Genomic DNA, 13624 nt, shown 5'->3' with positions numbered 1-13624 from the left:
AAGTATTTCGTCCGGCGCTTTGGGCTACAATGTCGCCTCCGCCGGCAGGCTCGGCCTGCCGCAGATGATCCGTGAACGACAGGCTGCGCATCGCTCCCGATGGCGACGGAAGGCAGCCAACCCGATGCCTATGAAATCTCTGATGCTTTGTGTGCTGGCACTGACCGGCGCGGGGGCGGCGATGGCCGCTCCGGACGACCTCGACAGCAGTGTGCCGTCGTCCAGTTACTTCACCCAGGCGCCGACGATGGCGATACCGGAAGGCAGCAACTGGTACACGTCGGCCGAGCTGGGTGCGATCACGACTTCGGGCAATACCGAAGGCACGTCCGTGACCGGCAAGATCGATGCGCGCCACGAGATGGCGAACTGGAGCAACGAATACATCGTCAGCGGCTATTTCAAGGAAGACGTCACGCACAACGACGACGGCTCCACGACCCGCACCCGCTCGGCCGAGCGCTACCAGGTGTCGGCGAAGGCGGCGTTCAAGCTGCTGGAAGACGGCAACCGTGCCTTCCTGCTCGGCTCGCACGTCAACGACAAGTTCGGCGCCTACACCCGCTATTCGTCGGTCGGCGTCGGCTACGGCACCCAGCTCCTCAAGCGCGACAATGAAACCGTCGACGTCGAAGTGGGTCCGGGTTATTTCCACGGCGAGAACGCGGCCGGCGGCGTCGAATCCGGCGTGACCGTGCGCGGCGCGGCCCAGCTGCGCTGGCGCGTGAGCCCGTCCGCGGCATTTTCGCAGAGCCTCAGCGTGGAACGGGGCACGTCGAACATGCACTCGATCGCCGAGACGGCGCTGTCCACCAAGATCAACGGCACGATGCAGATGAAGGCCGCGTTCAGCGCGCGCAGCGATACGAACGTGCCCGACAACAAGAAGAATACGGATACGCAGACGTCGCTGACGCTCGTGTACTCGTTCTGAAAACACAAACGGCCGGGATATCCCGGCCGTTCCTCTATTCTTCCCCCTTGGCTTATTTCGACAGGATACGCCCGCTCAGCTGGATCGTGCCCTGTCCCGTCGCCATATCTTCCCCGCCCGTGATGTCGCCGCCGCCCGTCGCCTTGGCGTAACGGCCGGTGCCGCCCGTGACCTGGAACGTGGCGTTGCTGAACACGAATTTGGTGCCCACGCCCGTCGGCACGAACTGGCCGCTGTAGTTTGCGAAGATCAGTTCGCCGGTGAGCGTGGTGATCAGGAATTTGCCTTCGCTGAAGGTGTACGACGTGCCGCTCGGCGTGATGCAGTCGGTGGCCAGGAACGTGACCTTGTTGCCGACCAGACTGCTGGTGCCGAAACCGAGAATGGTGCCGCCGAATTTGGATGCGCAGCGGGCGGACGGGCCCGGGATTTCCTGCAGCACACCGGACACCTTGAAGTCCTTGTACGTGGCCGGAGCGGCGGAAGCGCAGAGCGCGGCAGACATGAGGACGGCGCCGGTGGCGAAACGCAGGACAGACTTGAACATGAAGTTCTCCAAATAAATTGTTGAAACCGAATTTTAGCGATTTGCTATCGTTTCGTGTGGACGATTGTGTATTTTATTGTAATTGCGTTGGTAAATACGACACTTTTTGTGTCAATATTTCAACACAATAGTCCATCGGAGCGTGTCTTGGCGTAACGTGGAAGTGCATCCGCGAGATGCAGCCAGCGCACTTGCTGGGACGCAAAGGTATGGTCGGCCGGCGGTACGGCGTCCGGATCGTCCAGGCTGCACGTCGTGACGTCGATCTCGTCGGCGGCGCCGGCGCCGTGCCACGTCAGCTGCGTGCCGCACTGGCCGCAGAACAGGCGTTCGACGCCGGGGCTCGATGCGTTGCGGGCCGGACTGCCGCGGGTCCAGCGCAGGGCGTCGCGGCGCACGCTGAACCACGCGAGGGCGGGCGCACCGCTCGCGCGGCGGCAATCGACGCAGTGGCACAGTGTGGCGTTGAAAGGTTCTCCCGACGCCTCGTAACGCAGCGCGCCGCACATGCATCCGCCCTGCAGGCCCATCGCCGTCCCCGTCCTCGTGTCAGCGCGCCGTGGCCGGCGTCCCGCTGCTTGCCGGCACCGTCAGTAGCAACGCGGCGAGGCTGATGACGGACGCTGCGCTCAGATACCAGCCCACGGTCTGCACGCCGTAGTTGGTCGCGAGCCATGTTGCCACGTACGGCGCGAGCGAGGCGCCCAGGATGCCCGCCAGGTTGAACGTCAGCGATGCGCCCGTGTAGCGCACCTCGGGCGGGAACATTTCCGACAGCAAGGTGCCCAGCGGGCCATACGTCAGGCCGATCAGGCATTGGCCCAGCACGAGGAACAACGCGACGAGCGTCAGCTGGCCGGACCCGAACAGGGGGCCGAACAGCAGGCCGAACAGTGCCAGGCCGACGGACACGAGGATCATCGCGGCGCGCCGGCCGTGGCGGTCGGCCAGTACGGCGGCGATGGGGATCGTGAGGCCGAAGAAGACGATGGCGCCCAGTTGCAGCAGCAGGAAGGTCTGGCGCGAATAGCCCAGCGCGGACGTGCCCCAGCTCAGGGCGAACACGGTCATCAGGTAGAACACGACGAACGTGGCCAGCGCGGCGAGCGTGCCCAGCACGAGGGCGCGCGTGTGGTTCGCGAACACGGCCGCGACGGGCAGCTTCACGCGCTCGTTACGATCGAGCACGGCCTGGAAATCCGGCGTTTCCGTGATCTTCAGGCGCACGTACAGGCCGACCAGGACCAGCAGCGCACTGGCGAGGAACGGAATCCGCCAGCCGTAACGCAGGAAATCGGCATCGGACAGGGTCTGCGACAGCAGCAGGAACACGCCGCTCGACAGGAAGAAGCCGATCGGCGCGCCCAGCTGCGGGAACATGCCGTACCACGCGCGCTTGCCCGGTGGCGCGTTTTCCGTCGCCAGCAGCACGGCCCCGCCCCACTCGCCACCCAGGCCGAGGCCCTGGCCGAAGCGGCACAGCGCGAGCAGCAGCGGCGCCACCGTGCCGATCGTGGCATAGGTGGGCAGCAGGCCGATGAAGACGGTGGACAGGCCCATCGTCAGCAGCGCGGCCACGAGCGTGGCCTTGCGCCCGACGCGGTCGCCGAAGTGGCCGAACACGGCCGAGCCGACGGGGCGCGCGAAAAAGGCGATGGCGAACGTGGCCAGCGACTGGAGCGTGGCCGCCGCGGGATCCCCGGCCGGGAAGAACAGCTTCGGGAACACGAGCACGGCGGCCGTGGCATAGATATAAAAGTCGAAGAACTCGATGGTGGTGCCGATGAGGCTGGCGAACAGGACGGTCGCCGGGCGGTTCTGCGGGGTGTGCGTCGCGGTACCGGTCATGCGGCACCGGCCTGCGACAACGCGTCGGCGAGCTCGCTGCTCGCGACCGGGCGCACGACGCGCGCGACTTCCTGGCCATCCTTGAGCACGACGACGGTCGGCCACAGCTTCACCTTGAACGAACGGCCCAGCTTGCGTCCGGGGCCGTCCTCGACCTTGATGTGCTGGACGCCGGGGTACGGTGCCAGCGCGTCGTCGATGAGGCTGGCCGCCGCCTGGCAATAGCCGCACCAGTTCGTGCCGAAGTCGAGGGCGACCACGCCGGGCAGCGCGTCGATGGCGCCGCGCTCGGGCTGCGCCGTGTCATAGGGTTTGCTCATGCATGTCTCCATGTTGTCGATCACGCTAGCCTACAACAAAACATGCCATTGGAGTAAGTCCAGGCCGCTTTTAAGGCGGCCACAACGTGAAACACCGAACGGAATATGGCCGGGACCGGTGGCATCCTGCACTTGTATCGACCAAGGAGGCCATCATGTCCGATAACCTGCAAAACCGCGGCCAGCAGGACCGCACGCGCATCAACCTGCACGAAAAATGGGAAGTCCAGTACTGGACCAGGGAACTGGGCGTGACCGAGGAAGAGCTGGCGAAGGCCGTCAAGGACGCCGGCAGCAGCAGCGCCGAGGCGGTTCGCCAGCACCTGCGCGGCACGCGTCACTGATCCGGTAAGTACTTTGCCCGACGCCCGCCCGGCCCCGCCGGCCGGGCGCCATCCTTTCGCGCGTGCTCCCGCGCAACCCGTCCTTTCGAAAGGAGCCCGATGACTATCCGCGGCTATTTCTCCAATCTCGACATCAGCTGGACCAATGCGGCCGTGGCACTGACCGCGGCCGTCGTCAGCTTCATCGCCATCCACGGCGCCGTGCGCCTGTTCCGCCGCCGTCTCGACCAGTTCGACGACGAGCGCGCCCATAAACCCATCGTCGAAGTCCTGCGCCATACGCTCGCGCGCACGAGCAACCTCGCCGTCCTCGCGACCTCGATCCTGATCGGCGTGTCGATGCTCGACCTGCCGCCGCCGTGGAACCAGCGCATCGGCCACCTGTGGTTCATCACGCTCGGCGCGCAACTCGCCCTGTACCTGCACCACGCGATCGCCGTGACGGCGCGGCGCTACTTCCGCGTGCACGGCAAGGGCCTGGAAAACGACCAGGTCACCGTCGCGCACACCCTCATGATCTGGGCGCTGCAATGGAGCGTGTGGACCGTGTTCCTGCTGGCGATGCTGTCCAACCTCGGCATCAACGTGACGACGTTCGTCGCGAGCCTGGGCATCGGCGGCGTGGCCATCGCGCTGGCCGTGCAGAACGTCCTCGGCGACCTGTTCGCGTCCCTCGCGATCGCGACCGACAAGCCGTTCGAAGTGGGCGACGCGATCTCGGTGCCCGAATTCTTCGGCACGATCGAGCACGTGGGGCTCAAGACGACCCGGATCCGCGCGCTGTCGGGCGAGCAGATCGTGATCGCCAACGCGGAGCTCCTGCGCAAGACGGTTCACAACTTCAAGCGCCAGAACACGCGGCGCGTGCAGTACACCTTGCGCATCAATCCCGCCACGCCGCACGAACTCGCGGCGCAGCTGCCGGAACGGGTGGGCGCCATCATCGCGGCCAGGGACAAGGTGAAACTCGACCACGTCAACCTGACGACGATGGACCAGAACTACCTGGAATACGACATCGTCTACAACCTGACGGACGCCAACTACGGCCTGTACCTGCAGACCCAGCAGGCCGTGCTGCTGGAGACGATGCAGCTGCTGCGCGACCTGGACATCTCGACGGCGCCGCGCGCGCAGGAACTGCTGCTGCGGCAACCGGCCGCCAACGACGCGCGCAGCGAGGTCCCCGCGCCCCCGCAGGCCCGGCCCATGCATTGACCAGCGGAACCGGACGCCGCCTCCCGGCGTCCGGCCCTATCATCCGAGCCTCCAATGTTCGATCAGGAGGTCACGATGCAGCAACATCAACCCGCGCAACAACAGACGCCGCCCGGCCACGAGGCGCAACTGACGCCGAAAGCGGACCACGGCGAGACGAGCTATGTCGGCCACGGCCGGCTCAAGGACAAGGCCACCGTCATCACGGGCGGCGACAGCGGCATCGGCCGCGCCGTCGCCCTCGCCTTCGCGCGCGAAGGGGCCGACGTGCTGATTTCCTACCTCGACGAGCATGACGATGCGCGCGAGACGGAACGCCTCGTACGCGAGGCCGGCCGGAAAGCGGTGCTGGTCCCCGGCGACATCGCGGATCCCGCCCACTGCCGCGCCATCGTCGACCGCGCGGTACAGGCATTCGGCCGCATCGACGTGCTGGTGAATAATGCGGCGTTCCAGATGACGCGCGAGTCGCTGGACGAGATCCCGGACGACGAATGGGACCGCACGTTCGCGGTCAACATCTCGGCCATGTTCCACATCTGCAAGGCGGCCGTGAAGCACATGAAGCCCGGGTCGTCGATCATCAACACGACGTCGATCAACTCGGACAATCCGAAGCCGACCCTGCTGCCGTACGCGACCACGAAGGGCGCGATCGCCAACTTCACGGCCGGCCTCGCGCAGCTGCTGGCGGAAAAAGGGATACGCGTGAACTCCGTCGCGCCGGGGCCGATCTGGACGCCGCTGATCCCGTCGACGATGCCGCCGGACCAGGTAGAGAGCTTCGGCCAGCAGGTGCCCATGAAGCGGCCGGGCCAGCCGGTCGAAGTGGCGCCCGTGTACGTGATGCTGGCGTCGGACGAAGCCAGCTACATTTCCGGGGCGCGCATCCCGGTCACGGGCGGCACCCCGATTTTGTGAGACGCACGCGCTTCGTGGGCGGAGGCCGCCCACCCTACGCCATGGCAGGCCGTTGGGTGGGCACCCCGTGCCCACGAAGCATATCCGCGCCCTAGGCGTCGTTCGGCGGCGGCAGCGTGATGCCTTCCTGCTGCAGTTCCGGCTGCGGCGGCGCCGGCGGTTCATTCTCGGGCGGCTGCGGCGTGTCGGGCGGCGGGCCGCCTTCCTGTTGCATGTCGCCGCCCTCTTCCATGTCTTCCTCGGGCGGCGGCTCCGCGTGACGCGTCACGGGTTCGGGTTTGCGCCCGCCCGGGAACAGCGCGTCGCCGCTGATCTTGCCGCTGTCGAGCGCGGACTTGAAGAAGTCGCCCACGAGCAGGATCGCGCTGTGCCCGCCCTGCCCCCAGTAGTTCGACCGCATCGTGACGCGGTTATCGTTGAAGCCGACCCAGGCGCCCGCGACGAGGTTCGGGTGCATCATGATGAACCAGCCGTCCGCGTTGTTCTGCGTGGTGCCCGTCTTGCCCGCCACGTCGGCCGTGATGCCGAAGCGGTAGCGGATGCCCGTGCCCGTGCCGCGGTTGATCACGCCGCGCATCATGTCGATCAGGGTGACGGCCGACTCCTGCGACAGCACGCGCTGCGGCGTCTGCGACGCGAAGTCCGCGACGACCTGGCCGTTGCGGTCCGTGATGCGGCGCACGAACACCGGTTTGCGGTATTCGCCCTGCGCGGCGATCGACGAATACGCGTTGACCATCTCCAGCAGGGTGACCGGGCTGGAACCGAGCGCGATCGACGGCACGGGCGCCAGCTTGCTCGTGCGGACGCCCAGGTCCTGCGCCAGCTTGACGACGGGCGCCACGCCGATGTCGCGCACGACCTGCGCCGTGATCGTGTTCTTCGAATAGACGAGGCCATCGCGCATGGTCAGCTGACGGCCCGTCGTGCCGCTGTTGTCCGTCGGGCGCCACACGGTGCCGTCGTCGAAGCGGATCGTCGTGACGGCGTCCAGGTAGGCGTGGTCCGGCGCGATGCCCTTCTCCAGCGCGGCGGCGTAGACGATCGGCTTGAACGTGGAGCCGGGCTGGCGCGCGGCCTGGGCCACGTGGTCGTACTGCTCCTTCTCGAAGTCGCGGCTGCCCACCCATGCCTTGATCTCGCCCGTCGTCGGGTCCATCGCGAGGAAGCCCGCCTCCAGGCGCGATTTCGACGCCTTCAGCTGGCGCATGAAGTTGCGGTCCGCCTTCAGCTTCTTCAGGACCGCGACCGGGTTCTCGCCGCCGTCGACGGCCTTGCGGTAGTCGGACGATTCGCGGATGAACGTCTCCAGCAGTTCGCCGTGCGACTGCCAGTAGTATTCGAACGGGTTGACGCCGTCGCGCATGTCGACATAGGTCTGCGTGGACGTCGCGTTGATCGGCCAGGAATGGGCCCAGTCGACGTCGGCGATGGCCTGCAGCGCGCCGGCCTGGCGTTCGACGGCGCGCTGCGCGGCCTGCTGCAGGTCGTAGTCGAGCGTCGTCTGCACGACGAGGCCGTCCTGCTGCAGGTCGGCGTCGTGCTTCTCGGCCCAGTCGACGAGCCAGCGCCGCACATAGGCCGTGAAATGGTCGTCCTTGCCGTTGCGTTCCGCCATGCGCGCGAAATGCAGGCGCAACGGCCGTTTCACGAGCTGGCGGTACCTGGCCTCGTCGATGGCGCCCGCCTTCAGCATCTGCCCCAGCACGACGTTGCGGCGCGCGAGCGAACGTTCCGGGTTCGTCACGGGGTTGTAATAGGCCGTGCCCTTCAGCATGCCGACGAGCGTGGCCGCTTCCGTCTCGTTCAGCTGGGCGGCCGTCTTGTTGAAGTACGTGTGCGCGGCCGCCTCGATGCCGTACGTGTTGTACAGGAACGGGACGGTGTTCAGGTAGGCTTCGAGGATCTCCGTCTTGCTGTACGTGTTCTCGATCTTGAAGGCGGTGATGAGTTCCTTCAGCTTGCGGTTGATGTTGCGCGCGCGGCCGATCTCGTCGCGGAACAGGTTGCGCGCAAGCTGCTGGGTGATCGTCGAGCCGCCCTGCGCATCGCCCTTCAGGTTGGCGACGAAGGCGCCGGCGATGCGCGTGAAGTCGACGCCGTGGTGGTCGTAGAAGCGGTGGTCCTCCGTCGCGATGAGGGCATTGACGACGTTCGGCGACACGGCCGACAGCGGCACCTTCATCTGGATGCCCTGCTCGAAACTGGCCAGCTGGCGGCCGTCGGCCGAGACGACGACGGTGGGCTGCGCCACGCGGGCCTGCTTGACGTCCTCGATGCCGGGCGTGAGCGGAAACAGCAGCGCGATCCAGACGGCGAACAGCGTCACGAGCAGCAGTGCGAGTCCGGCGGCGATGTACAGCCAGCGCAGGTGCGGCGGTTTGGTCATCAGGTGCCCGTGCGCCCGCGCATAGGCTTCCCTGGCGCGGGCCCCGGCGCGGTCGATCATCCTGCGTTCGCGTCCGTTCCAGCCCTTGCCCTCGTTATGGTCTTCCACTCTCGTTTCTTCCTGTCAGCTAGCTTGTCAATGGCGGCACAAGTATAGCCGACGGCCCGCTGACTTTCGGTTAGCGCACGCTCATACCGTTCGCGTCATGCGGTATCATGTTCCGCCCCGTGCGCAGCAGGCGCTCGACGTCGGCGCGTGACGCCGCCTGTGCATATACGTGGCCCTGCACCTCGTCGCAGCCGCGCCGGCGCAGGTAGTCCAGTTGCGCTTCGGTTTCCACGCCCTCGGCGATCACGCGCATGCGCAGGCCGCGCGCGAGCTCGATGATGGCCGCGACCATCGCCGCGTCGTCCTCGCAGAACGGGATGTCGCGCACGAAGCTGCGGTCGATCTTGAGCACGTCCACGGGAAAGCGGCGCAGGTACGACAGGCTCGAATAGCCGGTGCCGAAATCGTCGATCGACAACTGCACGCCCATCTGCTTCAGTTCGCGCATCGTGCGGATCGCGCTTTCCACGTCCCCCATCACGAGGCTTTCCGTGATCTCCACTTCGAGGCAGCCCGCCGACAGGCCCGTCTCGTCCAGCACGCGGGCGATCTCGCGCACGAGGTTCGGTTCGGCGAACTGGCGTGCCGACAGGTTCACGGCGATGCGCAAATGACCCAGTCCGGCATGCTGCCACGCGCGGCTCTGGCGGCACGCCGTGCGCAACACCCACGCGCCGATGGGGACGATCAGGCCCGTCTCCTCGGCCAGGTTGATGAAGCGGTCGGGCCGCACCATGCCCAGGCTCGGATGGCGCCAGCGGATCAGCGCTTCCAGTCCGACCACGGCGCCGGTCTCCAGGTCGACCTGCGGCTGGTAGTACAGCTCGAACTCGTCGTGCACGAGCGCGCTGCGCAGCGCGCCTTCCAGCGCGAGGCGTTCGCGGGCGCGGGCATTCATCGTCGGCATGTAGAACTGCACCATGTTGCGGCCCAGTTCCTTGGACCGGTACATGGCCACTTCCGCGTGCTGGATCAGCGTGGCGGCGTCGGTGCCGTCGGCCGGGAACGCGGCCAGGCCGGCGCTGCCCGTGAGGACGAGGTCCTGCCCATGCAGCTCGAGCGGGTGGGCGAGCGCCTGCAGCACGGCGTTGACGGTGGCCGCCGCGTCGGACTCGTTCTCGCGGCCCGGCAGCACGAGCACGAATTCGTCGCCGCCCGTGCGGGCCACGGTGTCCGTGCGCCCGACGGCCGCGCTGATGCGCTGCGCGGCGGCCTTCAGCAATTCGTCGCCGGCGTCGTGGCCCAGCGTATCGTTGACGAACTTGAAGTGGTCGAGGTCCAGCGCCGCCACCCACACCGTGGCGCGCCCGGCCGCGAGGTTGATCGCGTTGTCGATGCGATCGTGCAGCAGCGCGCGGTTGGCGAGGCCCGTCAGCGTGTCGAAGCGGGCGCGCGCCTCCAGCTCGGCCTCGTAGCGCTTGGCCATCGTCACGTCGTACTGCGCCAGCACGAAGTGCGTCGTCACGCCGTCCTCGTTGTTGACGGGCGCGATATACACCTCGGCATACATGTCCTCGCGGCCGCGCCGCAGCAGGCGCATCGACACGTGGCCCTCGCGCCGCTCGCGGATGGCGGCGCGCAGTTCGGCCACGCCCGCCTGGTCCGGTTCGCGGTTGCCCACGTCGAGCAGGCCCCGCCCGACCACCTCGGACGCCGTCACGCCGCGCATGCGTTCGAACGCCGGGTTTACGTACTCGATGGGGTAGCCGGGCCGCGTCGCGCTCACGAGGATGATGGCGTTCGCGCTGGCGTCGATGGCGCGCCGGTACAGCCGCAGCGCGTCGAGGGCGTCGTGCAGGTCGGCGGTGCGGCTTTCGACGAGCGCCTCGATGCGGCGTGTGCGCTTGACGCGGCTTTGCACGTACGCGGACGTGGCGATGCTCACGAGGCAGCCGAGGACGAGCGCGATGAGGGCGCCGGCGCTGCCCGCCATTTCGCTTGAGCGCCCGGTGACGCGCAGCTCCCACGGCATGCCGGCCACCTCGAACGTGTGGCGATTCGTGAAGACGGCGTCGCCGAGCCACGCGTGCCAGGCGGGCCGGCTCGTGCGGTCCAGCGCGTCGTGCAGAAAGGCGCGCTGCGGGCCGTCGAGGCCGCGGCCCGTCAACTCGATCCGGAGGCCATTGCGCACCAACATGTTCGATTTGGCGAGCGTCGTGCTAACCAGCGTGGCGACGTCGATCACGACGGCCGTGTCGCCCAGCGCCGCGGCGCTGCGCGCGGCCGCGTTCGTGAGCGCCGCCCCGCGCCGGTATACGGGCATCATCAAGATGAAGCCGAGATGGTCGCCGCGCTGCAGTAACGGCAGCATGACGCTGGACGCCGGCTGGCCCGTGTCGATGGCGCGCATGAACGTGGAGCCCTGCTGGGCGAACGAAAAGGCGTCGTAGCCGAGGGTGACCTCATTGCCCGCCATCGGCTCGATGTAGTCGACGACGAGGTAGCGCGGGCGCGGCGCCGCGCGCACGAGCGTGACCCCGTTCCCGTTCACGCGGCGTTCGCGGATCTCGAAGCCGGGCCGGAAGCGCTGGTTCTCCGCCTCGAACGCGGCGCGCTCGTGGCTTGCCACCATGCGGTGGAACACGACGGCCTGCAGGTAAGGATGGCTGGCCAGCAGCGGCCGGGTAAAGGCGCCGAACTCGTCGCGGCTGGCGATGCCCACGGAGGAAAACAGGGCGTTGGCCGCCCGCAGCACGTCGAGCGCGTCGCCGAAGCTGCGCGTCACGGTGGCGTTGCGGATTTCCGCGCGCTGCAGGAATTCGGAGCGGGCCCGTTCGCGCTCCGCGTTGACCATCCCGACGACCAGCACGGCAGTAAGACCCAGTCCCGCCAGCAGTGTCAGCACCGCGGCAGGGGTCAGGGGCCGCGCGCGGGCGCGGCCGAGGCGCACTTTCCGTGTCAGCATGCCCCATGCTAGCGCATTTGCACACGCGGGCGTGGCTTATTTCCGTGCCGCCTCAGTCTGCCGTCGGCGGTTGTGCCGGCGCCGCGTCCGGGGCCGGTACGCGGCCCAGCTGGAGCCGCGCGAGGGTCGGATAAAGAGGCGGACTGATCAGGCGCGCGACGGCAAATGCGATCAGCGCACACGCCATCAGGCTCAGCACCATGGCGTGGCCGTCCACCATCTCCATCACGATGATGAAGGCCGTCAGCGGCGCCTGCGTGGCGGCCGCGAGGAAGCCGACCATGCCCAGCGCGATCAACGCCGGTACCTGCATGCCATATAACAGCAGCGCGACGTCGTTGCCGAACGCGGCGCCGATCGCGAGCGACGGCGCGAAGATGCCGGCCGGGGCGCCGGACCACGTCGTCAGCCACGTCGCGAGGAATTTGAAGGGCGCGTAGGCGAACGGCATTGCCGCACTGCCCTCCACCATCGTGCGCGTGGTGGCGTAGCCGGAACCGAACGCGGCGCCGCCCGTCGCGACGCCGATCAGGGCGACGCCGAGGCCGCACGCGGCCGCGAACAGCACGGGCCGGCGCGCGCGCCAGCGGCTGACGCGGTCGGGACTGGCACCGGACAGCGACGCGATCATCAGGCGCGAGAACAGCCCGCCGGCCAGGCCGGACAGCACGGCGACGAGCAGGCCCGGCAGCAGGAGGTCCATGCCGATTGCAGGTGCGTGGATGACGCCGAAATACGCGCCGTTGCCGTGTGCCGAAACAGCGACGAGGCCCGCCAGCACGATGCCTGCGATGATCAGGCCGCTGGAGCGCTGTTCCGGCGCCCGCGCCAGTTCCTCGATGGCGAACATGACGCCGCCGAGCGGCGTGTTGAACGCGGCGGCGATGCCCGCCGCGCCGCCCGCGACGAGCAGTCCGTGGACGCCGACGGCGCTGCCGGCCGGGATCAGGCGGCGCGCCTGCAGCATGACGCCGGCCGCGATCTGCACGGACGGCCCTTCGCGCCCGAGCGACAGGCCGCCCAGCAGGCCGCCGGCCGTCAGCAGGATCTTGGCCACGGACAGCCGCAGAGAAACGAACAGGCCGCGCTCGGCCTCGCCGACCTTCGTGTCGAGCGTGGCCATCACCTGCGGGATGCCGGAACCGCCGGCGCCGGGCGCGAAGCGGCGCGTGCACCAGACGACCACAGCGGTACACAACGGGGTCCAGATGAGCGGGCTCCACCACGCGAGGGCGCGCAGGGCGGCGAAACGCCCGTAGGCCACCTCGGCCAGCCAGGTAAAACCGACGACCGTGAGGCCCGCCGCGGCGGACAGCAGGACGACGATGCCGCGCACGGTCCACAGGCGCCAGTCGCCCAGTTCGCGGCGCAGGTCCGGTGCAGTATTCATGGTTTGACCCGCTTTCGATATCGTTGCCTGAATACCGTGTTCCGGCGGCCTTTCGGGTTTTCCGCTATCATTCTTGCATGTCCTCGTCTTCCGAAACCAATGCGGCTTCCGAGCCGTCCCTGGCGCCGTCCACGCGCGTGCTGCGCCAGTTCCGCGTCGTCTTCAATTCCGTCAAAACCCATTTCCGCCAGGTCGAGCGCGAAGCGGGCGTCGGCGGCGCCCAGCTGTGGGCACTGTCGGTCATCGACCGCCGTCCCGGCATCGGCGTGACGGAACTGGCGCGCGAGCTGGACATCCACCAGTCCACCGCCAGCAACCTGATCAAGAGCCTTGTCGAGCGCGGCCTCGTGGCCACGAGCCGCGAAGGCACGGACCGGCGCAGCGTGTCGCTGCGCATCCAGCCGGCGGGTGCCGATGTCCTGCGTACCGCGCCCTTGCCCTTCACCGGCGTGCTGCCGGACGCCCTGTCCGCGCTCGACGCCGAGACGCTGGCGCGGCTGGAGCACGACCTGTCCAAGCTGATCGCCCTGCTCGAGGCGGATGAAGCCAGTGCGAACGTGCTGTTGTCGCAGATGTAAAAAAGAAGCCCGCGGCAAGCCACGGGCTCAAGTGATACATTGGTATCCTCATCGCTGATCGCGAAGGCTGCAACAAGCAACCCCGCTCACAGCTTCATTGTCACATAAAACGTGTATTGAAG

At 67.7% G+C, this 13624-nt stretch carries 12 protein-coding genes; 5 read left to right on the top strand and 7 right to left on the bottom strand.

Annotation, left to right across the window (positions count from 1 at the left end; translation table 11 throughout):
- The first annotated feature begins 142 nt into the window (after window positions 1-142).
- Window positions 143-934 carry a DUF481 domain-containing protein gene (locus ACL58G_RS20385; protein ID WP_413388698.1) on the top strand — a complete coding sequence of 264 codons (792 nt, stop codon included), beginning with the start codon at window positions 143-145 and terminating at the stop codon, window positions 932-934.
- Window positions 935-986: 52 nt separating this feature from the next.
- On the opposite strand, the gene ACL58G_RS20380 is transcribed toward ACL58G_RS20385, so the two are convergent.
- From ACL58G_RS20380 to ACL58G_RS20365, 4 genes are all read right to left on the bottom strand, one after another.
- Window positions 987-1481, bottom strand: a complete 495-nt coding sequence (locus ACL58G_RS20380; protein WP_413388700.1) for a hypothetical protein — start codon at window positions 1479-1481, stop codon at window positions 987-989.
- 119 nt (window positions 1482-1600) lie between these two features.
- Entirely contained in the window at window positions 1601-2011 is a 411-nt protein-coding gene (locus ACL58G_RS20375) for a GFA family protein (protein WP_440962959.1), read from the bottom strand.
- A gap of 19 nt (window positions 2012-2030) precedes the next feature.
- Window positions 2031-3329, bottom strand: a complete 1299-nt coding sequence (locus tag ACL58G_RS20370; RefSeq protein ID WP_440962958.1) for an MFS transporter — start codon at window positions 3327-3329, stop codon at window positions 2031-2033.
- Window positions 3326-3649 (bottom strand): thioredoxin family protein, encoded by a 324-nt coding sequence (locus tag ACL58G_RS20365; protein WP_413388704.1) that lies wholly within the window; start codon window positions 3647-3649, stop codon window positions 3326-3328. Before ACL58G_RS20365 ends, ACL58G_RS20370 begins: the two co-directional genes overlap by 4 nt.
- A gap of 155 nt (window positions 3650-3804) precedes the next feature.
- On the opposite strand from ACL58G_RS20365, the gene ACL58G_RS20360 reads away from it, so the two are divergent.
- The 3 genes from ACL58G_RS20360 (at window position 3805) to ACL58G_RS20350 (ending at window position 6132) form a co-directional block, all read left to right on the top strand.
- On the top strand, window positions 3805-3993 hold the full coding sequence (locus ACL58G_RS20360) for a DUF3606 domain-containing protein (protein ID WP_413388706.1): 189 nt from the start codon (window positions 3805-3807) through the stop codon (window positions 3991-3993).
- A gap of 99 nt (window positions 3994-4092) precedes the next feature.
- A complete protein-coding gene (locus tag ACL58G_RS20355; protein WP_440962957.1) occupies window positions 4093-5211 on the top strand; it encodes a mechanosensitive ion channel family protein in 1119 nt (372 codons plus the stop codon).
- Window positions 5212-5265: 54 nt separating this feature from the next.
- Window positions 5266-6132 carry an SDR family oxidoreductase gene (locus ACL58G_RS20350; RefSeq protein ID WP_413388710.1) on the top strand — a complete coding sequence of 289 codons (867 nt, stop codon included), beginning with the start codon at window positions 5266-5268 and terminating at the stop codon, window positions 6130-6132.
- A gap of 91 nt (window positions 6133-6223) precedes the next feature.
- On the opposite strand, the gene ACL58G_RS20345 is transcribed toward ACL58G_RS20350, so the two are convergent.
- From ACL58G_RS20345 to ACL58G_RS20335, 3 genes are all read right to left on the bottom strand, one after another.
- Window positions 6224-8629 (bottom strand): penicillin-binding protein 1A, encoded by a 2406-nt coding sequence (locus ACL58G_RS20345; RefSeq protein ID WP_413388712.1) that lies wholly within the window; start codon window positions 8627-8629, stop codon window positions 6224-6226.
- Window positions 8630-8699: 70 nt separating this feature from the next.
- Window positions 8700-11534: a bifunctional diguanylate cyclase/phosphodiesterase gene (locus ACL58G_RS20340; RefSeq protein WP_440962956.1), complete on the bottom strand. Its 2835-nt coding sequence runs from the start codon at window positions 11532-11534 to the stop codon at window positions 8700-8702.
- A gap of 52 nt (window positions 11535-11586) precedes the next feature.
- Window positions 11587-12924, bottom strand: coding sequence for a chloride channel protein (locus ACL58G_RS20335; protein WP_413388716.1), 1338 nt, complete (start codon window positions 12922-12924; stop codon window positions 11587-11589).
- A gap of 77 nt (window positions 12925-13001) precedes the next feature.
- On the opposite strand from ACL58G_RS20335, the gene ACL58G_RS20330 reads away from it, so the two are divergent.
- Window positions 13002-13502, top strand: coding sequence for a MarR family winged helix-turn-helix transcriptional regulator (locus ACL58G_RS20330; RefSeq protein ID WP_440962955.1), 501 nt, complete (start codon window positions 13002-13004; stop codon window positions 13500-13502).
- Window positions 13503-13624 lie beyond the last annotated feature (122 nt).

This window comes from Massilia sp. GER05, assembly GCF_052056005.1.
Taxonomy (GTDB): Bacteria; Pseudomonadota; Gammaproteobacteria; order Burkholderiales; family Burkholderiaceae_D; genus Telluria; species Telluria orientalis.
Note: the sequence above shows the minus strand (reverse complement) of the source record. Positions and strands in the feature narration are given on the sequence as shown.